The organism is Nocardia sp. NPDC101769, assembly GCF_044766925.1.
Classification (GTDB): Bacteria; Actinomycetota; Actinomycetes; order Mycobacteriales; family Mycobacteriaceae; genus Nocardia.
This window is the reverse complement of the sequence record NZ_JBIWMX010000007.1, coordinates 275,928-296,467: the sequence shown is the minus strand read 5'-3', so window position 1 is coordinate 296,467 and position 20,540 is coordinate 275,928. Positions and strand designations below refer to the sequence as shown.

Here is a 20,540-nt window from a genome sequence, read left to right as displayed (position 1 = left end):
GTACCTTCCCGCCCGGCGTTGGCGCGCCGAGTAGATCGAAACCTGTTGATTGTCAGATCATCCGGGAAGGTACGCCCTCCCGGTCATCCACAGGTTTTGATCATTGCTCTAACCGAGGTCGGGCAGTGAGAAGAACGTTGAGATCAGGCTGATTGGACCAGCCACCGGACCGGAAAGTTCCATCTCGAGACCCTAACAAGTGCTTGGTTTTTCGACAATTGTGGGACATGGGCGACCCAGTACTGGGCAGATCACCGCCCACAGACAGGAAACAACTAGGGCGGGGCAACCACGTTGATCAAGTGGCGCGATGAGCCCGCGGCCGAGGTCTGCTGATTGCTGACGAGCCAGCGCGACCGTTGGTGCCTTTGCTGATGTGCCACGACCGGAACATGGATGTCGTCGCGCACGTGTTCGAAGTGCCGACCGACAAACGCTCGCGGCACGAGAATTCCGAGCTGGAGATGTTTGTTCATATTGTCAAAGCGCTCGGACGTATCAGACCCAAGGTCTGGCGGGATTATTGACCGATCAGGTTGTGGACCAGCGATTCTGGAAAGCCCACACGGTTCTAGGTGAATGGTCTCCGGAAAGAATGTCGGTAGGCTATCGCCGCCAGCTTTCGGCTTGGCGAGCCATGGAGTAGCCGGATCGGGAGATGCGGCTATTGGGCCGCTCGACGTTACAGGCCACGACGGCGTGGGCGCCCTCGTGTTGCAGGTGGAACTCGATGGGGTCGTCGGCTGGTGGGTTTGGGTGGGCTGGATGTCGGTGGTGTGGGCCGGTGGGTGACCGTCGGTTGCTGGGCGATGGGCGGTGGGTTCTTGATTTCCGGTGTCTGGACGGTGAGTTGTCGTGGCCTTGTCTGTTCGACTCGCCTGCGGAGCTTTTCGGCGCGCTGGCGTAGTTCGTCGGCGAAGTCGGCGAGTTGTTCATCGCGGCCTGGGTAGTCGGGAATCGGGCGGAATTCGCTCGTATAGGGCAAGTTGGTGAGTGCGCGGAAGGACTGTTCAGACGCCGTTTCGTTGGTGGGGAAGTGTTGCAAAATCCAGGTGTCGGCGCGGTCGCGAAGTTCCCGGGCGGGATCGCGGACCATGAGAAGCGACGCGCCCAGATCGTTGTAGTTGTCGGTAGTGATGGCGGAGATCAAGGTGTTGGTGTCGAGTTGATGGGCGTCGGCAAGGGCGATGGTGTCGAGCAGAGTGTTCCATTGCTGGGAGTTCGTGGCCAGGTGGTACAGCGCAGCAGGCCCTGACGTGGGTCGAACGCCACTAGATGGTCGTAGCGGCGGTGCGTGATCGGTCTTCCGTCTCGATAACGAAGCAGCTGTCCGGAATGCGGTGCTCGGCGTTCTCGAGCGTGAATGACCAAGTGCCGCATGAGAGTCGGCGAGACAGGTTGCCAGCGCACGGTCTCGCCCTTCTCGTGCAAACGGATCAGGCACTGGTCGACATCGAGATCGGCTGGGCTCAGGGCGAGGGCTCCGCCGCGGCGGCAGGCGGTCTCGGTGTGTAGCCGCAGGATCAAGCAGTCCAATTCCGGATCGTCGCCGGTGTGGGCGGCGACCCGAACGATGTCGGCGAGCTGCTGGGGTGGGAGCGCGAACCGTGCGGAGGGGCGGCGTGCAGGTTTGGGGACCTTTCGCGCCGGATTGTCCGTCGGTCTGATCCAGCAGTGGTCTTCGGCGTATCGGTAGATGCATCGGATCGCGCCGACGAAGTTTTCGACCGCGCCGCGCCCGTGGCGGGAGCCGTTGGCGACGGACTCGGATTTGATCCGCTCGGCCATCGCGACCAATTCGGGCTCGTCGAGCCGACGGTCTGCCCACTCACTCTCCAACCGGTTGAAATGCGTGTTGTATGTCCGCAGGGTGCCGGGGGACAAGGTCGTGCGGACCTCCGGGATGACGACGGCGAATGTGGGCACCGTGATCGGCTCGCTGATCAGGTCCGCTGGCGATACGCCCAACTGCGACAACAGAAGTCGTGCTGCTTCGAGTGTCTGCGCGCCGGGCGCGCCGAGGGCAGGGGAGTTCATCGGCGGGTACCTCCCAGCAGTTCGAGACGACTCGGTTCGAGCAGCGCGTGCAGCGCGCTCGGCGGATGGACCGCGAGCCGCTGCCGTTCCGGATACGCGGCCAGCAGGACGGCATCGCCGAGGTAGAGGTTGACGCGACGGCGCAGCCGGTAGGGGATACGCAGATATCCCTTCGGGCTGACAGTGATTGCGCGGTCGGAATCCGGACGAACGAACAAGGCTCCGTGCGCGGCCGGCGACATGATGACGCCGAAGCCCGGTCCCCAGGCGAGAGCGGCGGTGATGTTCTTGTCCGCGATACGACCACCGTCGGCGACGACGGCCAGACCGTAGACGACTTCGATGCCTCGGTCCGGCAGGAGAGCGACCGGATCGACCGGATCGCTGATCAGTTGCTGTAGCGGCGACGGAGGTGGAACCAGAGGCGGGATCACGCCGATCACGGCCACCACCGCCCGACTTGCGCGGAATCTGGTTCGTGAGCGGCTTTTTGGACCTGATCGGCTACTGTTTCCGCAGGTGAGAGTGCGCGTTCTAGTGCACTGAAGCACGCGGGGCAGGTTTCCGGCTCGTGAGCCGGGTTTTTGTGCGCGAGGCGGGACTTGAACCCGCACGTCCTAGGACACCAGAACCTAAATCTGGCGCGTATGCCAATTTCGCCACTCGCGCTAACGGTACGACCGTCCAAACTTTACCGGGTCTAACGGAGATCGCGAAGCACCGGGCGGGTGTGGCGTACTGGTCGGTAACCTCACCAGGTATTATAACGATTTGATAAACCCCAATGTGAGGGAGTCTCACATTTCCTACACGGACGTAACCGAGCTCACCAGCGGCTTCAAACATGAGGGAGGGTCATGTTTCGCATCATTCTGGTACGGACGTACGGAAAAACTGCTCGGTAGGTGCCCGGTTGGCGACCAAACATGAGGAGATCCTCATGATTTTGTGTCATCCTCGGCTTCTACCAGGGCCTGTGGGCCGGAGGGATACCTGCGCACCGTGAGCGCGGTCCAGTCCTGTGGAGACTGGCCGCCAGGAGAAGGAAGTCGAACGTCTTGACGATCAACGAGAGCACCGGAACCGGATCGAAGGCCAGGGCGGCGGGGAAGTCACGGGAGAGCGGGGTCAGGTCGTCACTGCTGGACCGGTTGCTGGGGGGCGCGCCGTACGCTCTGGCATTCGGTGGGCAGGGCGCGCAGTGGCTCACCGAGCTCGAGGAGATCGGGCGGGATTCCGCCCTGGAGCCCGAGCTGACCGCACTGGTCAACGAGGCGGCAGCCAAGCTGGAGCCGGTCGCCTCGCAGCTGCTGGTCGTTCGGCCGGTCGGTTTCGACCCCATCGCATGGATGCTGGAAGAAGAGATCGCCGACCCGGAGCAGGGGGAGGTGTCGGGAGCGCCGTCAGCGCAGGTGTTGCGCTCCGCCGCCGTCTCGATGCCGGGTGTGTTCCTGACCCAGGTCGCCGCGCTGCGCGCGCTGCGCCTGCAGGGCCTCGACATCGTCGCGCACGCGCCCGCCGCCATCATCGGCCACTCGCAGGGCCGCATCGCCACCGCCGCCGCCGAGGCACACGGGCAGCGTGACGCCGAACTGCTGGCCATCGCCCAGATGATCGGCGCCGCAGCCGGTCTGGTCGCCCGCCGCCGCGGTCTGCTGCCGGTGGGGGAGAAGTCGCCCATGGTCGCCGTCTCCAATGTCGACCCCGAGGCCCTGAAAGTCGTTGTCGACGAGGTCATGGCCGGTGTGGCGCCGGAGAAGGCTGCCGTGCTGTCCATTCGCAACGGCCGCCGCCGCGCCGTGCTGAGCGGCCCGGTCGGCCAGCTCGACCGTGTGCGCCAGCGCGCCGCCGAGATCAATGCCGAACAGGCGCACGAACGCGATGCCAAGAAGCGCGGCGGCGCGGTCTTCGCCCCCGTCTTCGAGGACATCCCGGTCGAGGTGGCCTTCCACCACCCGGCGCTGGCCGAGACCGTCGACCTGGTCGAGGGCTGGGCCCAGCAGTGCGGCCTGGACACCGAGCTGGCCGCGCGCCTCGCCCGGGAAGTGCTCGTCGACCCGATCGACTGGGTCGGCACCGTCGACGACACCGTCTCCCGTGGCGCGCAGTGGATCCTGGACCTCGGTCCCGGCGACCTGCTGACCCGCCTCACCGCCGGCTCGCTCAAGGGCACCGGCGTCGGCGTGCTGGCCGCCTCCACTCGCCCGGGCCAGCGCAGCCTGTTCACCCCCGGTGCGGCCCCCGAGGTCGCCGCGGCCTGGAGCGAATTCGCGCCCAAGCCGATCCGCCTGCCCAACGGCCGGATCGTGGTCGAGACCGCGTTCACCCGCCTCACCGGCCGCTCGCCCATCCTGCTGGCGGGTATGACTCCCACCACCGTCGACGCGAAAATCGTTGCGGCCGCGGCGAATGCGGGCCACTGGGCGGAGCTGGCCGGTGGCGGTCAGGTCACCGAGCAGATCTTCGCCGACCGTGTCGAGGAGCTGAAGCAGCTGCTGCAGCCCGGCCGCGCGGTGCAGTTCAACTCGCTGTTCCTGGACCCGTACCTGTGGAAGCTGCAGCTGGGCGGCAAGCGTCTGGTGCAGCGCGCCCGCAGCGCCGGCGCCCCGCTGGACGGCGTCATCGTCACCGCCGGCATCCCGGAACTCGAAGAGGCCGTTGCCCTCATCGAGGAGCTGTCCGAGGTCGGCATCACCCACGTGGCGTTCAAGCCCGGCACCGTGGCCCAGATCCGCGCTGTGCTGCGCATCGCCGACGCCGTGCCGTCGTACCCGGTGATCATGCACATCGAGGGCGGCCGCGCCGGTGGCCACCATTCCTGGGAGGACCTCGACGACCTGCTGCTCGAGACCTACGCCGAACTGCGTGGCCGTGAGAACGTGATCGTCTGCGTCGGCGGTGGCATCGGCACCCCCGAGCGCGCCACCGAATACCTCACCGGTGGATGGTCGCAGCAGCACGGCTATCCGGCCATGCCGCTGGACGGCGTGCTGGTCGGCACCGCCGCCATGGCCACCCTCGAGGCCACCACCGCCCCCGAGGTGAAGCAGCTGCTGGTCGACACCCCCGGCACCCCCGACTGGGTCGGCGCGGGTACCGCTGTCGGCGGCATGGCCTCCGGCCGAAGCCAATTGGGCGCCGACATCCACGAGATCGACAATGCCGCCTCCCGCACCGGCCGCCTGCTCGACGAGGTCGCCGGTGATGCCGAGGCCGTGGCCGCCCGCCGCGCCGAGATCATCGCGGCCCTCGATGCCACCGCCAAGCCGTACTTCGGCGACGTCGCCACCATGACCTACCTGGAGTGGCTGGAACGCTACGTCGAACTCGCCGTCGGCCTGGACCGCCGCAAAGACTTCGACTGCGGCGGCGACTTCGCCGAGGCCATCGCCGACGCCACCCGCTCGGTGTGGCTGGACATCACCTGGCGCGACCGGTTCGCGGAGATGGTGCGCCGCACCGAATCCCGCCTCAACCCGGCCGACCGCGGCGAGATCGCAACGCTCTTCGCCGACGACTCCGCCTTCGAGGCCCCGGTCCAGGCCATCTGCACCCTGAAGGAGCAGTACCCGGCCGCCGCCGGCACCGTGCTGCACCCGGCCGACGTCCCGTTCTTCGTCGCGCTGTGCAAGACCCCCGGCAAGCCGGTCAACTTCGTCCCGGTCGTCGACCAGGATGTGCGCCGCTGGTGGCGCTCGGATTCCCTGTGGCAGGCCCACGATCCGCGCTACACCGCCGACCAGGTCTGCATCATCCCGGGCACCGTCGCCGTCGCGGGCATCACCCGCGTCGACGAGCCGGTCGGTGAGCTGCTGGATCGCTTCGAGCAGAACACCGCCTACTCCCTGGTGCGCGCGGGCGTCGTGCCGGCCGCCGTGGACGGCCGCCGCCGCGCCGAGGTCGCCAACGGCCTGCTCGACATCGTGCTCGCCGCCCCCGATGTGCAGTGGGCCGGCCGCACCACCGTCAACCCCATCCACCGTCTGGGCGACCTGGACGAGTGGGAGATGAACGGCAAGGGCGCCAAGCATCCGCGCACCGGCTCCACCCTGTCCGCCACCGAGGGGCCCGAATCCGATTCCGCCTACGTGGAATTGACCGTCCCGCTGCTGGGCAAGGATGCCGTCCGCATTCGCATCACCGTCCCGCCCTCCGTGTACAACGGTGGCGCGCCGGTCATCACGGACAGCGACGCCGAGGCCGCCATGGCGGCGCTGCTGGCCGTCGCCGCCGGCCAGTCGCTGCCCGAGGTCAAGGCTGTCGACGGTACCCAGGTGGCGCACGTCAACCTGGCCTGGAGCCCGGACCTGATCGCCGACCACGCCGGCGTCACCGGCGCGGGCCTGCCCGACAACCTGAGCACCATCGGCCGCACCGCCCCCGACGTGCTCGTCGGCGCCTGCTGGCCCACCGTTTTCGCGGTCCTGGGCGCCACCCGTACCGCGGACGCGCAGAGCGTCATCGAAGGCATGCTGGACCTGGTCCACCTGGACCACCAGATCGAGCTGCTGGGCGAGCTGCCCGCCGAGCATGCCGTGCTCGCCGTGCGCGCCGAATCCGCCGAGGTACTCGACACCGACCTGGGCCGCGTGGTCGAGGTCAACGTCACCGTCGGCGTCATGCGCGACCACGGTCTGGAGACCCCGGCCGTCGCGAAGCTGGTGGAGCGCTTCGCCATTCGCGGCCGCACCGGCCGGGCCGAGCTGGCCGACCCGCCGCGCGCCGCGGGCTCGCTGTCCGAGGACGCCGCCGACACCCCGCGTCGCCGCCGTCGCGACGTGGCCCTGGTCGCGCCGCGTGCCATGGGCGCCTTCGCGCAGGTCTCGGGCGACTTCAACCCGATCCACACCTCCGACAACGCCGCGAAGCTGGCCGGTCTGGGCAGCCCGATCGTGCACGGCATGTGGCTGTCGGCCGCCGCGCAGCACGCAGTCTCGGCCATCGATCTGAGCGACAAGGTGCCGCCGCGTACCATCACCGCCTGGACCACCCGTTTCCTGGGCATGGTCCGGCTCGGTGCCAAGATCGACGTCCGCGTGGAACGCGTTGCGGTGGACCGGGGTTCGGAGATCGTCGAGGTCTCCTGCCGCATCGACGGCAACCTGGTGATGACCGCCACCGGCCGCATCGCGCCGCCGAAGACGGTCTACGCCTTTCCGGGACAGGGCATTCAGGCCAAGGGGATGGGTCTGGAAGCCCGGACGCGGTCCAAGGCCGCCAAGGAGATCTGGGATCGCGCCGACAAGCACACCCGCGAGGCCCTGGGCTTCTCGATTCTGGCCGTGGTGCGCGACAACCCGACCTACCTCAAGGCACGCGGCGTCGAGTACCGCCACCCGCAAGGTGTGCTGCACCTGACCCAGTTCACCCAGGTGGCCATGGCCACCCTCGGTGTCGCCCAGGTCGCGGAGCTGCGCGAGGCCGGTGCCTTCATCGAGGGCGCCATGCTCGCCGGGCACTCGGTCGGTGAGTACAACGCCCTCGCCGCCGCCGCGGGCGTGCTGCCGCTGAACGCGGTCCTCGAAGTGGTGTTCCAGCGCGGCTCGGCCATGCACGAGCTGGTGCCCCGGGATGCCCAGGGCCGCAGCAACTACCGCATGGCGGCCATCCGGCCCTCGCAGATCGACATTGCCGATGACCAGGTCATCGGCTGGGTGAAGGCCCTCGGCGAGCAGGCCGGGGAATTCCTCGAGGTCGTCAACCTGAACCTGCGCGGCGCGCAGTACGCCATCGCGGGCACCGTGAAGGGCATGGAGGCGCTCGAGACCGAGATCGAGCGGCTGCGCGCAGTGACCGGCGGCAAGCGGGCGTTCGTGCTCATCCCGGGCATCGACGTGCCGTTCCACTCGACCGTGCTGCGCGCGGGTGTGCCGGAGTTCCGGGCCAAGCTGCTGGATCTGCTGCCCGCCGACCTGCACCCCGAGCTGCTCGTCGGCCGCTACATCCCGAACCTGGTGCCCCAGCTGTTCAACCTGGGGCGCGAATTCGTCCAGGAGATCGCGGATCTCGTGCCGTCCGAGCCGCTGGCCGAGGTGCTGGCCGACTGGGACGAATGGACCGCCAAGCCCGTCGAGCTGTGCCGCGTGGTCCTGGTCGAGCTGCTGGCCTGGCAGTTCGCCAGCCCGGTCCGCTGGATCGAGACCCAGGACCTGCTGTTCACCGATGTCGAGCACGGTGGCGTCGGCGTCGAGCGGTTCGTCGAAATCGGTTTGGCCGCAACGCCGACCGTGGCGAACCTGGCGTCGAACACGCTGAAGCTGCCGCAGTTCGGCAGCGCTGTGGTCGAGGTGCTGAATATCGAGCGCGAGCGCGGCGTCGTCTACTCGACCGACACCGATCCCGCTCCGGTCGAAGAGCCCGAGGAGACCCCGGCCGAAACCGCTTCCGCCGCACCGGCTCCCGCGGCCCCGGTCCCGGTGGCTGTGCCGACCGGTGGGCCCACCCCGGACGACATCGCGTTCTCCGCCGCCGACGCCACTCGGGTGCTCATCGCGCTGTGGACCAAGCTGCGCATGGACCAGATCGGTCCGGTGGACACCATCGAGGGCCTGTGTGACGGCGTGTCCTCGCGGCGTAACCAGCTGCTCGTCGATCTCGGTGCGGAGCTCTCGCTCGGTGCCATCGACGGTGCCGCCGACGCCGACATGGGCGCGCTGTCGGGCACGGTCGACCGTCTGGCACGTACCTACAAGCCGTTCGGCTCGGTGCTCTCCGACGCCATCGGCGACCACCTGCGTAAGGTCTTGGGCCCTTCCGGCAAGCGGCCCGCCGCCATCGGCGAGCGTGTCAAGAAGGTCTGGGGTCTGGGCGACGGCTGGGTCAGCCACGTCACCGCGGAGGTTTCGCTCGGCACCCGTGAGGGCCAGTCGGTCCGCGGCGGTGACCTGGGCGGCCTGGTCTCCGGCGGCCTCTCCGATGGCGCGTCGGTGGACGCCACCATCGACGCCGCCGTGCAGGCCGTGGCTTTGCGCCGCGGAGTCGCGGTTTCCATGCCGTCCGCCGGTGGTGGTGGCGGTGCGACCGTGGACGCGGCCGCGCTGGGCGAGTTCACCGAGCAGATCACCGGCCGCGACGGCGTGCTGGCGCAGGCCGCCCGGGTGATCCTGGAGTCGCTGGGCCATGCCGAGCAGGCGTCCGCGCCGGAGGCCACCACCGACACCCTGGTGGATCTGGTCTCGGCCGAACTGGGTTCGGACTGGCCGCGACTGGTCGCGCCGGCCTTCGACGCCCGCAAGGCGGTACTCATCGACGACCGGTGGGCCAGCGCCCGTGAGGATCTCGCCCGCCTGTGGTTCGGCAACGACGGCTCGCTGCCGGTGGAACCGGTGGTGGACGGCTACGTCGGCGCCGGTGAAGCCGTTGCCGCGCAGGCCACCTGGTGGCGCAACCGGGCCATGAAGGAGGCCCGCTCGGTGCTGGCCGGTGTCTACGGCGCGATCGCCGTAGCCGCCCTCAGCGGTGAGGATCCCGGCGTCTGGTCCTCGGATATCGCCGTGATCACCGGCGCCAGCAAGGGTTCCATCGCGGCGGCGGCCACCGGCCGGCTGCTCGCGGGTGGCGCCACGGTCGTGGTCACCACCTCCAAGCTGGACGACGAGCGCCTGGGCTTCTACAAGCAGCTGTACCGCGAGAACGCCCGCAAGGGTGCCGCCCTGTGGGTGGTCCCGGCGAACATGGCCTCCTACACCGATATCGACGCGCTCATCGAGTGGGTCGGTAACGAGCAGGTCGACAATGCCGGTGGCGCGAAGGTTCTCATCAAGGAGGCGATGACCCCCACCCTGCTGCTGCCCTTCGCCGCGCCCCGGGTGGCCGGTGATCTCTCCGACGCGGGTGCCCGCGCCGAGATGGAGATGCGGGTGCTGCTGTGGTCGGTCGAGCGTCTCATCGGCGGTCTGTCCCAGCTGGGCGCCGACCACGACGTGGACGCGAAACTGCATGTGGTGCTGCCGGGTTCGCCCAACCGCGGCATGTTCGGCGGGGACGGCGCCTACGGCGAGTCCAAGGCGGCCCTGGACGCCATCGTCGCCAAGTGGCGCGCGGAGAAGTCCTGGTCGGAGCGGGTCACCCTGGTGCACGCGCTGATCGGCTGGGTGCGTGGCACCGGCCTGATGGGCGGCAACGATCCGCTGGTCGAGGCCGTCGAGAAGGCGGGCGTGCACACCTGGTCCACGCTGCAGATGGCCGACGAACTGCTCAAGTGGTGCAGCTCGCGGGCCCGCGTGGTGACCGCGGCCGGACCGCAGCAGATCGACCTCACCGGAGGTCTGGCCGGAGCCAAGCTGGATCTGCCGGAGCTGGCGCGGGAAGCCCGCGAACAGGCCGAGGCCGCCGCCGCGGACGAGGACGGCATCGACGGGCGCACCATCGCGGCGCTGCCCGCCCCGCCGACCCTGTCCTCCACGCTGCCGACCCCCGAATGGGGTTCGGTGACAGCTGATCTCGACGACATGGTCGTCATCGTCGGCGCCGGCGAGCTCGGCCCCTACGGTTCGGCGCGCACCCGCTTCGAGATCGAGGTCTGCGACCAGCTCTCCGCCGCGGGCGTACTGGAGCTGGCCTGGACCACCGGCCTGGTCACCTGGGAGAACGACCCCAAGCCGGGCTGGTACGACGCCGAATCCGGTGAGTACGTCGAGGAATCCGAGCTGGCCGACCGCTACCACGACACCGTGGTCGAACGCTGCGGCGTGCGCCGCTACGGTGACGACGGCGCCATGATCGACAATGCCGCCCCGCTGCTCACCTCGGTGTTCCTGGACAAGGACCTCACCTTCGTGGTCAACAGCGAGGCCGAGGCGCGTGCCTTCTTCGCCGCCAACCCGGAGCAGACGGTCGTCGCCGCGGTCGACGGCACGGGCGACTGGCAGGTGACCCGCAAGGCGGGCACCGAGATTCGCGTGCCGCGCAAGGCCAAGCTGTCGCGCACCGTCGGCGGTCAGATCCCGACCGGCTGGGATCCCACCAAGTGGGGCATCTCCGCCGATATGGCGGGCTCCATCGACCGGGTGGCGCTGTGGAACATCGTCTGCACCGTGGACGCCTTCCTGGGCTCGGGCTTCAGCCCGGCGGAGCTCATGAGCTGGGTGCACCCGGCCATGGTCGCCAACACCCAGGGCACCGGTATGGGCGGCATGTCGTCCATGCGCTCGCTCTACATCGACAACCTGCTCGGTGAGCCGCGGGCCAACGACATCCTGCAGGAGGCGTTGCCCAATGTCGCTCTGGCGCACGTGGTTCAGAGCTACGTCGGCTCCTACGGCGGCATGATCCACCCGGTCGCGGCCTGCGCGACCGCGGCGGTCTCCGTCGAGGAGGGCGTGGACAAGATCCGGCTCGGCAAGGCCGACCTGGTGGTCGCGGGCGGCTACGACGACCTCGGCATCGAGGGCATCGTGGGCTTCGGCGACATGTCCGCCACCGCCGACTCGGCCGTCATGTCCGCCAAGGGCATCAGCGACCGCTACTTCTCCCGCGCCAACGACCGCCGCCGCGGCGGCTTCGTCGAATCGCAGGGTGGCGGAACGGTGTTGCTCGCCCGCGGCTCGGTGGCGCTGGAAATGGGTCTGCCGGTGCTGGGTGTCGTCGCCTACGCGCAGTCCTTCGCCGACGGCGTGCACACCTCGATTCCGGCTCCGGGCCTGGGCGCCCTGGGCGCGGGTCGCGGTGGCCCGGAGTCCAAGCTGGCCAAGGAACTGGCCAAGCTCGGCGTCACCCCGGACGAGATCGCGGTGATCTCCAAGCACGACACTTCCACCGCGGCAAACGATCCCAACGAGTCCGAGCTGCACGAACGACTGGCCACCGCCATCGGCCGCTCGGAAGGCGCTCCGCTGTTCGTGATTTCGCAGAAGACCCTCACCGGTCACGCGAAGGGCGGCGCGGCGGCCTTCCAGATGATCGGCCTGTGCCAGGTGCTCGAGCAGGGCGTCATCCCGCCCAACCGCAGCCTCGACTGCGTGGACGAGAAGATGGCCCAGTACCCGCACCTGGTGTGGCTGCGCGAGCCGCTCGCGGTGGGAGATCGCTTCCCGCTCAAGGCCGGACTGGTCACCTCGCTCGGCTTCGGGCACGTGTCCGGCCTGCTGGCCATCGTGCACCCGCAGGCGTTCGTCGAGGCCATCGCCGACACCGAGCAGCGGGAGGCGTACCAGCGCAAGGCCGAACAGCGGCAGCTCGCCGGCCGCCAGCGTCTCACCGAGGCCATGTGCGGCGGCACCCCGCTGTACGAGCGCCCCGCCGACCGCCGCCTCGGAGGCGACGGCACACCGGCCAAGCAGTCGCGCCAACTGGAAGCCGACATGCTGCTGTCGCCGACGGCCCGGCTGAACTCCGACGCCGTCTACGTGGCGGTGCCGAAGGGACCGGCTTGCCGGTAGGCCACACAGACCGGCCTGTCGGTAAGTAGCCCCCGACAGGTCCGACACGGCGGGCTCGCGCCGGCGCTCCTCGGAGTGCCCGGTGCGAGCCCGCTGTTTCCATGTCCGCGAGCGGATCAAATGGCACTGCGAGGACCGGGACATGTGTTCGAGGGAGCCTACGGTGCCGTAGGTCCGCTGGTATGTTCGCAGCCAATTCGACTGCACGCACAAGGAATCTAGGAGTCCCGCACTGTGACGATCCTGGGTATCGGCCTGGACTTGGTCACCATCTCCGAGTTCGCCGAACAACTGGAACGCACCGGAACCACCATGCTCCGGGAAAGTTTCACCGCTGGGGAACGGCGCTACTGCCAAAGCAAGGGCACAGACCCGGCCCGGAGTTACGCCATCCGGTGGGCCGCCAAGGAGGCGGTCATCAAGGCGTGGGCGACCTCTCGCTTCGCCCGCAGCCCGCAGATCGGGGACAACCCGTACCCGTTGATCGAAGTCGTGAACGATGCCTGGGGACGGCCCAGCATCAAATTGCACGGGCTGGCAGCGGAATTCCTGCCCCGGGTGCGAGTTCACCTGTCGCTCACCCATGATGGCGACACCGCCGCCGCCATGGTGGTGCTGGAGGACCCGGGCGAACTGGCCGATCTGATGCGCGACTGATCCGCGCCGATCTACAAGGGGGAGGGTCGCGATTACTCCGGATCGAAGGTGGTGCGCTGCCCGCCGGAGCGCGATTCCTTTTCCGCGATCAGCAGATACGCCACCATGAGGCGCTTGAGCTCGGCGACGGCGTCCTCATGGCTGAGCCCGTCCTGGACCGAGAAGTTCAGCATCGAGTACACGACGTGCACCAGCACCTGCGCCATCATGGAGCGGCGGCCGCGCGGGGTGCGCGGCATGAGCGGGCGCAGCATCTGCGAAACCGCTTCGGCGAACTCCTTTTCGTGGATCGCGCCGGTCGCCCGCGTGGACGGGGTGGACTGCATGGCCAGCCACACCTCGCGCCGCGACGGGTCGGTCATCCACAGATCGGCCAGGTGATCGACCAGCTGCGTCATGTGCCGCAGCCAGTCCATGGACGGGATCTCGCCGTGGAAATCGGCCAGCTCCTGCGAAACCGCCACCAGGTCTTGGCGATTCAGCTCGCAGACGATGACGTACTTGTTGGCGAAGAACTGGTAGAGGGTGCCGATCGGCACTTCCGCGCGGGCCGCGACCTCCTCGCAGGTGAACGATTCGAAGCCGACCTCGACGAGTAATTCCCGGGATGCCTGCAGCAGGGCGTCGAACTTGCGTTTTGATCGTTCCTGCGTCGGGCGGCGACGGGGCATCAGCTCCTGTGGATCGTCCTGCAGCTCCAACGCAGGGTCCGGTCGTCGCGTCGACCCGGTTCCCGTGCGTGCTTCCACGATGAACAGCCTACGGGTAGCGACACGCGCATGACACGCTGCGGTACTTCGTGTGTCATCGCATCCCACCCATCCACGCCGCGTTCGGCTCCGAAGACCCATCGCAGCTGCCTCCCAGCTGCGGATCTCTGCCGGCGCATATCGACTGTCCGTCCTTGTGCACATCGCCAGTATGTCGACGTTGGAAGGCTGATTGTGGTTGCTTCTACCCCTGTTCGTTCCGCGGTGACGATCGGTGTCGCCACCGAGCGCGGCACGGTGCGCGCTGTAGCCCTGGCCGAAGACGGCGACAAGGTGTCCGAGCGCGTGGTGGTCGAGTGTGTCGAACCGATCATCGGAGATACGAAGGCCGACTTGGCGGTCGCGGTGGAGTCGGCACTCGAGGACATCGCCGGCCGGATCGGTGCGGGCCGTGAGATTCTCGGCGCCGCGGTCACCTACCGGGATACCGCCGAGCGCCGCGCGATCGTCACCAAGCTGGCCGCCGGCTCCTGGCGCGATGCCTCCCTGGTGTCGGCCAAGGCCGCGCATCTCGCGGTGGCGCGCGCCATGACCTGGGTGGACGAATTCGAGGATCTCGCCATCTGCGAGGTGGTGCCCGGTTTCCAGGCCTTCTCACTCATCTCGCCCGAGCGTAGCCGGGTGCTCGCCGCGGTGACGCTCACCGGTGGCGCGGCTACCGAGGAGTCCATGCGCAGCGCCGTCACCGCCGCCTGGGACCAGTTCGACGCGGCGGGCGTGAAGCCGGACGCGGTGGTGCTGATCGGTTCGGCCGCAACGGAACCCGCGGTTGTGGCCGCCCTGGAGTCGGGCTTCGGCGCACCGGTCATCCCGTGCTCGGTGTCGGCGGCCGCCCCGGCCATCGGTGCGGCCCTGGCCGTCCTGCCCGAGGCCGAGTTCGCGGGCGAGGCCGCCGACCGCATCCGCCGCGCCCGCGGTACCGCGGCACTGTTCGCCGCGGCCAGCGTGCTGATGGGCGGTCTGGTGGCGGGCGGGATCTATGCCTCGGGCAGCGACTCCAAGAAGGTCCCGGCCCCGGTGCTCATCGATTCCCGGGTCTCCGCCGACCTGCGCAACGGTGCCGACCATCCGGCCGGCGAGGCACCGGCGCCCGACGCCTCGGACATCGGATCCGGCGGTCCCGTGGTCGACGGGCTGCCGGTCGGCCCGGTCGCTCCGACGGATGGGGTTACGCCGAACTCCGGTCAGTCCGCGCCCGAACCGCAGCCCGGCGAAATGGTGACCATCGATCCGGCCACGCTCAACTGGGGGCCGCGCGGCGACAACGTGCGGACCGGCGGGAAACCCAGGCCGCTGATCAAGGCCAGGCCGGACCGGGAGGTCGCCTCGAGTCCGGGGTCGATCATCCCGGCCCCGACCCACGCGGTCGGCGCACCCACCGAATCCGGGCTGTTCCCGGGCGAACTCGCGCCCCCGCCGCCGGGCACAACCGCGTTCTCCTCCTGGTGGGACAACCACTGGCGCATGATGCTCCAGTGGGCCGCGCAGGCGATGCCGAAGGCGTAGCGGCTTCCCCCTACTCGACATTCTCGCCGGAATCCCGGCCCGAATCAGGGCCGGGATTCCGGGTTTTCGCGTTGAGGCCCGGTTGCCGGCGCTCGGGTCTGCCGGGATTCGCGGTCAGACCGACAGGTCGCGGCGCAGCTTGGCGACGTGCCCGGTGGCCTTCACGTTGTACTGCGCGACCTCGATCTTCCCGTTCTCGTCGACCAGGAAGGTGGAGCGGATGACGCCGGTGACCTTCTTGCCGTACATCATCTTCTCGCCGAACGCGCCGTAGGCGGACAGCACCTCCTTGTCCGGATCGGACAGCAGCGGGAAGGTGAGCTGCTCGGTGTCGCGGAACTTGGCGAGCTTGGCCGGCTTGTCGGGGGAGATGCCGACGACCTCGAGGCCGGCGCCTTCGAGATCGGCCAGGTTGTCGCGGAAGTCGCAGGCCTGCTTGGTGCAACCGGGCGTGCTCGCGGCCGGGTAGAAGTAGACGATCACCTTGCGCCCGCGGTAGTCCGACAGCGAGACGTCCTTGCCGTCGGCGTCGGGCAGGGTGAAGGCGGGCGCGGTGTCGCCGGGACTGAGTCGGTGATTCTCGGTCATGCCGCCACGCTAGTCGACGGGCTCGAGCCGGTGTTGGCGATACACTCCTGGGCAGGTCGGCTCGCATGCGCCTGCGTCGCGCGAGTGGCCCGGAGACGACAGTGCCGCCTTCCAGCGCGGCTTCCAGACAGGAGTGTGACGTGGCGAGAGATACCGAGGCGATCGAGCGGGAGATCGAGGCCGCACGCAACCGGCTCGCGAGCACCCTCGATGAACTCGCGGTCCGCACCGATCCGCAGCGGCTGGCCGACAATGCCAAGCGGTCGGTCATGGCGAAGCTGAACGAGCCCAAGATCAAGTACAGCCTCATGGGCGCCGGCGCCCTGCTCGCGACTCTGGTCGTGGTGAAGATCTTCCGCCGCTGAGCCGCGCCGACTCTCGAATGTGGCCCGGTCCCACAAGGCCGGGCCACATTTTTGTCGCGGAGCGGGCGTGGCAAAAACCCCGAGGCCCGGCCCTTCCGGACCGGGCCTCGGGGTTGCTCGAGACGGCTGAGCCGCGCAGCGATGAATCAGACGGTGGGGCAAGCCATTCCGGTGCCGTCCGGGTCCAGGTGCGGGCTGTAGCCGGGCTGGCCGCGGAACAGCGGCGCCACGCCGGCCGCGCGGGCCTGGTCGCAGTTCTCGTAGACGGGTCCGCCGGCCGAACCGGTTTGGGACAGGCCCGCCGAGCCGGTCGCGGCGGAGCCGGTGTCGATGGCGGAGGAACCGGTGCCGGAGGAACCGGTGGGGACGTCGGCGAGGGCGACGGTCTGGGCTGCGATGGTCGTCAGTCCCGCGACGCTGGCGGTGACGAGAAGCCGGCGAACGTTCATGTATTCCTCAATGTCGGCGCGATAGGGGGGTGGCAACTGGCCCGGTTCGGCGCGGATGTGCCACCGCCGCCGCGGGCGGTTGCGGCGCGGTGACCGGTCCGGGCTCGGCGTCGAGTTTTCTGGCGGAACGTTGCATTGTCAACCGGATGGGCTATTCATCCAGGTGAATTAGGGGATTTACCCCGAATGCCGGAACCTCTTCTGCCGGTGGGTGTCTCATTCGTCCCGGTCGGAAATGCGCTCGCGCATTGACGATTTCCGCCAGAACTACGCAAATTGGACGGTCAGTACTGTACGGCAGGACACTGCCCGATGACCGCGCGGATTCGCCGTGAAGTTCCTGAGTATCTTCTTGGTGTCCGTGTCAACTATTCGTCGATACTATGGATGCCATGACGCGCTGGCTGACCGATGCGGAACAGACGACCTGGCAGTTCTACATTCGCATGCGGCAACGCCTGGACGCCGCCCTCGCCGCCGGGCTGGCCCAGGACGGACTGTCGACCTCCGACTACGAGGTGCTGGTCGCGCTGTCCGCGGCCGGTGGGCAGCTGCGTGCCAAGGAACTCGGCGCGGAGATCTGCTGGGACAAGAGCCGCCTGTCCAAGCACCTGTCGCGGATGGCGACCCGCGGCCTGGTCGATCGCTGCCAGGCCGTCGACGACGCCCGCGGCCGGGAGGTGCGGCTGACCGATGCCGGGCGCCGGGCGCTGGAGGCCGCCGCCCCCAATCACGTCGAGCTGGTGCGGCGGCTGTTCATCGACGAGATGACCGCCGTGGAGGCGGCCGCGGTGCGCTCGCTGGCGGAACGGGTCGTCGCCGAGGTCGAGCGCACCGACGTGGAGGGAATCGCCTAACCCTCGGGCTGCTCGAACTGGGCGCGCTTCCAATCGCCGAACGGTTCGTCGCGCTCGCGCACGGCCTCGCGGAAACCGGCGGTGGCCGACCGCAATTGGAAGGCATAACCCTCGCGGGTGTGCCGCGAGATGCCGTCGAACACGGTGCTGACCATGCCGGAGTTCGCCACGCCCTGATTGAGTAGCGCGCTGTTGAGCGCCAGCTTCGCCATCACCAGCTGATTGATCGGCACCCGCGAAATGCGTTCCAGCAGTTCCTCGGTGCGTTCGTCGAGCTCGGCGGCCGGCGGGGCCTCGATGGCCAGGCCCCACTCCAGCGCCTGCTTGCCGCTGAGGCTGTCACCGGTGAACAGCAGTCGCTTGGCGCGCTGGTCGCCGACCCGGTGCGCCCACATGCCGGCGGCCGGAATGCCCCAGGTCCGGGTGGGTGGGTAGCCGAAGCGGGCGTCCTCGGCGCAGATGATCTGATCGGCGAACAGCGCGATATCGGTGCCGCCGGCGATGGCGAAGCCGTGCACCTTGGCGACGGTCGGCTTATTGGCGTGCAGCAGGCTGGCGAAGCCGCGGTTGAAGCGGGACATCATGGCATAGTCGACCATGGGATCCCAAGTGCCCCGGGGATCGTGATTGCGCGCCTGCACGACCGGATCGAGCACCGTGCCCTCGGTCGGCTGGGCACCCTCGGCCGGGGCACCGGTGCTGGCCTCGTGATTGTTCTCGGCGAAGATCGACAGGTCGTAGCCGCCGCAGAAGCCCTTGCCGCGCCCGCTCACCACGATGACGTGCACGCGCGGATCCAGGTCGGCCCGCTCGACGGCGGCGGCCAGCTCGATGGGGGTGTCGGCGGTGATGGCATTGCCGCGTTCGGGCCGGTTGAAGGTGATGCGGGCGATGCGGCCGGTCACCTCGTAGGTCAGCGTGCGGCCGGTGTATTCGTTCACCGGTTCGGGGCGGCCCGCGAACAGCGAGTCGTCACCGCCGGTCAGATCGTCGCGCCAGGCAGCCGGGCGGGTGCCGGAGTGGTTCTCGTAGTCGGGGGACACTCAAGCAGTGAACCTCGGTTCATTTCTTGCTGTCAAGGGCTTCCGCGTTCCTACTCCCAGGGTTTGACCGGCGGTTTCACCCAGAGGATCTTCTCGTCCAGTCGCTCCCGGCGGGCCTGCGGATGCCCGGGATTGCGCTCGGCCCAGGCATCCTTCTCGCCGAGCAGCCCGGCCACCACCTGCCAGGTCTCATCGGTGCTGGGCGGATTGGTGTCGGCCGCGCGCGCCAGCTTGCGCCGTTGCGCGGCAGGCAGTTCCAGCAGTTCGGGTCCGCTGATGCCGCGCGCCCAGAGATAGGCCGCCAGGCGCCGGGCCTTCTCCTCCCGACTGCGGCTGGCGTGATCGGAGTGTGCGTAGTCGGCCATGTCATCCTCGAACTCCGCGCAACCCCGCAGGTCGCGGGCCATGTCTCCTCGACCCTACCGGAGCGCCGGGGCCGGCTCGCCGGAGCGCTCCGCCGGGGCGGAGGGCGCACCCGCCGTGTCCTCGAATCTCCGCGAGTCGCAGAGCTTTTGCGGTTACCGTGGTCGCATGCCGGATGCCGTGCGTATCGATGGTCTGGTCATTGCCCGCGCCACCCCGGCGGAATGGGCCACCGTGGTGGAGTGGGCCGCCGCCGAGGGCTGGAACCCGGGGCAGCGTGATGTCAACGCCTTCTTCGCGCAGGATCCCGACGGGTTCCTGCTCGGACGGGTGAACGGGGAGCCCGCCACCGCGGTCTCGGTCGTCAACTACGGCGACGACTACGCGTTCCTGGGCTTCTATCTGGTGCGCCCGGACCTGCGCGGGCGCGGGTTCGGCCTGGCCACCTGGGAAGCCGGGCTGAAGCACGCGGGGGAGCGGGTCGTCGGGCTCGACGGAGTTCCCGCGCAGCAGGACAACTATCGGCGCAGCGGATTCGAACTCGCCTACAACAGTGCGCGATTCGTGGGCGTACCGCGCCTACCGCTGCCGGATGACACGGTCACCGCGCTCGCGCCGGCGGATTTCACGGCGCTGCAACCGTACGACTCGGCGTGCTATCCCGCGGATCGGCCGGTATTCCTCAGCGCCTGGCTCGCCGAGCCGGGGCATCGGACCTTTGCCCGCATTGTCGACGGCACGGTCACCGGCTTTGCCATCCTGCGTCCGGCCCGGGATTCGCTGCGCGTGGGCCCACTGTTCGCCGACACCCCCGGCGACGCGCATCAGCTGCTGGCCGCGCTCGCCGCCCACGCGGCGGGTATGCCGCTGGCGGTGGATGTCCCGCTCGACAACGAGCCCGCGGTGCGGTTGATGGAGGCGGCCGGGTTGACCCCGAGCTTCGAGACCGCGCGCATGTACACCGGGCCCGTCCGCGCGTATCACCGGGAGCTGGTCTACGGAGTGACCTCCCTCGAACTCGGCTGAGCGATAGTGGAATTCGTCACCAGGCCGACGGGCGCACCCGACCGGGTGTGACAACCCGCGCGAGGGCATTGCGCAGTTCGGCCGTCGCTGCGGGTCCCAGCGTCGCGGCCCATCGTTCGGTGAAGCGGGCGGCGGCGGCGTCGGCGGCACGGGTGCACGCCCATCCGCGCTCGGTGAGCGTCACGAGTTTGGCGCGCGCGTCGTGCGGATGCGGATTGCGTTGCGCGTAGCCCTTTTTGACGAGCTCCTCGACCAGCTGGCTGGCGGCCTGCTTGGTCACCCCCAGATGGTCGGCGATCTCGCCGACCGTCGCGCCGTTCGGCGCCATGCGCACGAAGGCGAAGCCGTGGGTGGGCCGGATGTCGGTGAATCCGGCCGCGACGCACCCGTCATTGATGGCGTCGGTGACCTCCGCGGCGGCCGCGAGCAGTAGCAGCGGCAGGTCCTGTGCGTATCCGGGCATGTCTGGAATCTTGGCACTTGACAAAGAAGTCAACAAG

The 20,540-nt window shown here is 68.8% G+C and carries 16 protein-coding genes and 1 tRNA gene; 7 read left to right on the top strand and 10 right to left on the bottom strand.

Going from position 1 to position 20,540, the window contains the following annotated elements; genetic code table 11:
* Nucleotides 1-392 precede the first annotated feature (392 nt).
* Nucleotides 393-527 carry a hypothetical protein gene (locus tag ACIRRA_RS15145; protein ID WP_402767623.1) on the top strand — a complete coding sequence of 45 codons (135 nt, stop codon included), beginning with the start codon at nucleotides 393-395 and terminating at the stop codon, nucleotides 525-527.
* A gap of 155 nt (nucleotides 528-682) precedes the next feature.
* Here ACIRRA_RS15145 and ACIRRA_RS15140 read toward each other — a convergent pair whose 3' ends face one another.
* The 4 genes from ACIRRA_RS15140 to ACIRRA_RS15125 form a co-directional block, all read right to left on the bottom strand.
* Complete coding sequence (locus ACIRRA_RS15140) at nucleotides 683-1,150, bottom strand: hypothetical protein (RefSeq protein WP_402767622.1); 468 nt, start codon at nucleotides 1,148-1,150, stop codon at nucleotides 683-685.
* On the bottom strand, nucleotides 1,147-2,037 hold the full coding sequence (locus tag ACIRRA_RS15135) for a tyrosine-type recombinase/integrase (RefSeq protein WP_402767621.1): 891 nt from the start codon (nucleotides 2,035-2,037) through the stop codon (nucleotides 1,147-1,149). Before ACIRRA_RS15135 ends, ACIRRA_RS15140 begins: the two co-directional genes overlap by 4 nt.
* Complete coding sequence (locus tag ACIRRA_RS15130; RefSeq protein WP_402767619.1) at nucleotides 2,034-2,480, bottom strand: hypothetical protein; 447 nt, start codon at nucleotides 2,478-2,480, stop codon at nucleotides 2,034-2,036. Before ACIRRA_RS15130 ends, ACIRRA_RS15135 begins: the two co-directional genes overlap by 4 nt.
* A gap of 144 nt (nucleotides 2,481-2,624) precedes the next feature.
* Nucleotides 2,625-2,706, bottom strand: a tRNA-Leu gene (locus tag ACIRRA_RS15125).
* Between the two features lie 389 nt (nucleotides 2,707-3,095).
* Here ACIRRA_RS15125 and ACIRRA_RS15120 point away from each other — a divergent pair.
* Nucleotides 3,096-12,416 (top strand): fatty acid synthase subunit beta domain-containing protein, encoded by a 9,321-nt coding sequence (locus ACIRRA_RS15120; RefSeq protein ID WP_402767617.1) that lies wholly within the window; start codon nucleotides 3,096-3,098, stop codon nucleotides 12,414-12,416.
* A 234-nt stretch (nucleotides 12,417-12,650) separates the two neighbouring features.
* Nucleotides 12,651-13,073 (top strand): holo-ACP synthase, encoded by a 423-nt coding sequence (locus ACIRRA_RS15115; RefSeq protein WP_354834180.1) that lies wholly within the window; start codon nucleotides 12,651-12,653, stop codon nucleotides 13,071-13,073.
* A 32-nt stretch (nucleotides 13,074-13,105) separates the two neighbouring features.
* Here the strand turns inward: ACIRRA_RS15115 and ACIRRA_RS15110 are convergent, their stop codons facing one another.
* Nucleotides 13,106-13,744, bottom strand: a complete 639-nt coding sequence (locus ACIRRA_RS15110; RefSeq protein ID WP_230329926.1) for a TetR/AcrR family transcriptional regulator — start codon at nucleotides 13,742-13,744, stop codon at nucleotides 13,106-13,108.
* 303 nt (nucleotides 13,745-14,047) lie between these two features.
* Here ACIRRA_RS15110 and ACIRRA_RS15105 point away from each other — a divergent pair, with 303 nt between their 5' ends.
* On the top strand, nucleotides 14,048-15,349 hold the full coding sequence (locus ACIRRA_RS15105; protein WP_402767615.1) for a hypothetical protein: 1,302 nt from the start codon (nucleotides 14,048-14,050) through the stop codon (nucleotides 15,347-15,349).
* 114 nt (nucleotides 15,350-15,463) lie between these two features.
* Here the strand turns inward: ACIRRA_RS15105 and bcp are convergent, their stop codons facing one another.
* A complete protein-coding gene (bcp, locus tag ACIRRA_RS15100) occupies nucleotides 15,464-15,937 on the bottom strand; it encodes a thioredoxin-dependent thiol peroxidase (RefSeq protein ID WP_357010875.1) in 474 nt (157 codons plus the stop codon).
* A 140-nt stretch (nucleotides 15,938-16,077) separates the two neighbouring features.
* On the opposite strand from bcp, the gene ACIRRA_RS15095 reads away from it, so the two are divergent.
* Entirely contained in the window at nucleotides 16,078-16,302 is a 225-nt protein-coding gene (locus tag ACIRRA_RS15095) for a DUF3618 domain-containing protein (RefSeq protein WP_402767613.1), read from the top strand.
* A 146-nt stretch (nucleotides 16,303-16,448) separates the two neighbouring features.
* Here the strand turns inward: ACIRRA_RS15095 and ACIRRA_RS15090 are convergent, their stop codons facing one another.
* Nucleotides 16,449-16,751, bottom strand: a complete 303-nt coding sequence (locus tag ACIRRA_RS15090; RefSeq protein ID WP_364621204.1) for an excalibur calcium-binding domain-containing protein — start codon at nucleotides 16,749-16,751, stop codon at nucleotides 16,449-16,451.
* A 392-nt stretch (nucleotides 16,752-17,143) separates the two neighbouring features.
* On the opposite strand from ACIRRA_RS15090, the gene ACIRRA_RS15085 reads away from it, so the two are divergent.
* Nucleotides 17,144-17,608: a MarR family winged helix-turn-helix transcriptional regulator gene (locus ACIRRA_RS15085; protein WP_402767612.1), complete on the top strand. Its 465-nt coding sequence runs from the start codon at nucleotides 17,144-17,146 to the stop codon at nucleotides 17,606-17,608.
* Here ACIRRA_RS15085 and ACIRRA_RS15080 read toward each other — a convergent pair.
* Both ACIRRA_RS15080 and ACIRRA_RS15075 read right to left on the bottom strand, forming a co-directional pair.
* Nucleotides 17,605-18,651 (bottom strand): crotonase/enoyl-CoA hydratase family protein, encoded by a 1,047-nt coding sequence (locus ACIRRA_RS15080; protein ID WP_402767610.1) that lies wholly within the window; start codon nucleotides 18,649-18,651, stop codon nucleotides 17,605-17,607. The two genes, ACIRRA_RS15085 and ACIRRA_RS15080, sit on opposite strands and share 4 nt — an antisense overlap.
* A gap of 50 nt (nucleotides 18,652-18,701) precedes the next feature.
* Entirely contained in the window at nucleotides 18,702-19,058 is a 357-nt protein-coding gene (locus tag ACIRRA_RS15075; protein ID WP_402767608.1) for a hypothetical protein, read from the bottom strand.
* A 124-nt stretch (nucleotides 19,059-19,182) separates the two neighbouring features.
* On the opposite strand from ACIRRA_RS15075, the gene ACIRRA_RS15070 reads away from it, so the two are divergent.
* Nucleotides 19,183-20,040, top strand: a complete 858-nt coding sequence (locus ACIRRA_RS15070; protein ID WP_402767606.1) for a GNAT family N-acetyltransferase — start codon at nucleotides 19,183-19,185, stop codon at nucleotides 20,038-20,040.
* A 16-nt stretch (nucleotides 20,041-20,056) separates the two neighbouring features.
* Here the strand turns inward: ACIRRA_RS15070 and ACIRRA_RS15065 are convergent, their stop codons facing one another.
* Entirely contained in the window at nucleotides 20,057-20,503 is a 447-nt protein-coding gene (locus ACIRRA_RS15065) for a MarR family winged helix-turn-helix transcriptional regulator (protein WP_402767605.1), read from the bottom strand.
* Nucleotides 20,504-20,540: the final 37 nt, after the last annotated feature.

What these genes read in the sequence shown, in the direction of transcription:
- ACIRRA_RS15145 (WP_402767623.1), top strand. Translation starts at nt 393, where the DNA reads ATGGATGTCGTCGCGCACGTGTTCGAAGTGCCGACCGACAAACGCTCG.
- ACIRRA_RS15135 (WP_402767621.1), bottom strand. Translation starts at nt 2,037, where the DNA reads ATGAACTCCCCTGCCCTCGGCGCGCCCGGCGCGCAGACACTCGAAGCA.
- ACIRRA_RS15110 (WP_230329926.1), bottom strand. Translation starts at nt 13,744, where the DNA reads ATGCCCCGTCGCCGCCCGACGCAGGAACGATCAAAACGCAAGTTCGAC.
- bcp (WP_357010875.1), bottom strand. Translation starts at nt 15,937, where the DNA reads ATGACCGAGAATCACCGACTCAGTCCCGGCGACACCGCGCCCGCCTTC.
- ACIRRA_RS15090 (WP_364621204.1), bottom strand. Translation starts at nt 16,751, where the DNA reads ATGAACGTTCGCCGGCTTCTCGTCACCGCCAGCGTCGCGGGACTGACG.
- ACIRRA_RS15085 (WP_402767612.1), top strand. Translation starts at nt 17,144, where the DNA reads ATGACGCGCTGGCTGACCGATGCGGAACAGACGACCTGGCAGTTCTAC.
- ACIRRA_RS15075 (WP_402767608.1), bottom strand. Translation starts at nt 19,058, where the DNA reads ATGGCCCGCGACCTGCGGGGTTGCGCGGAGTTCGAGGATGACATGGCC.
- ACIRRA_RS15070 (WP_402767606.1), top strand. Translation starts at nt 19,183, where the DNA reads ATGCCGGATGCCGTGCGTATCGATGGTCTGGTCATTGCCCGCGCCACC.
- ACIRRA_RS15065 (WP_402767605.1), bottom strand. Translation starts at nt 20,503, where the DNA reads ATGCCCGGATACGCACAGGACCTGCCGCTGCTACTGCTCGCGGCCGCC.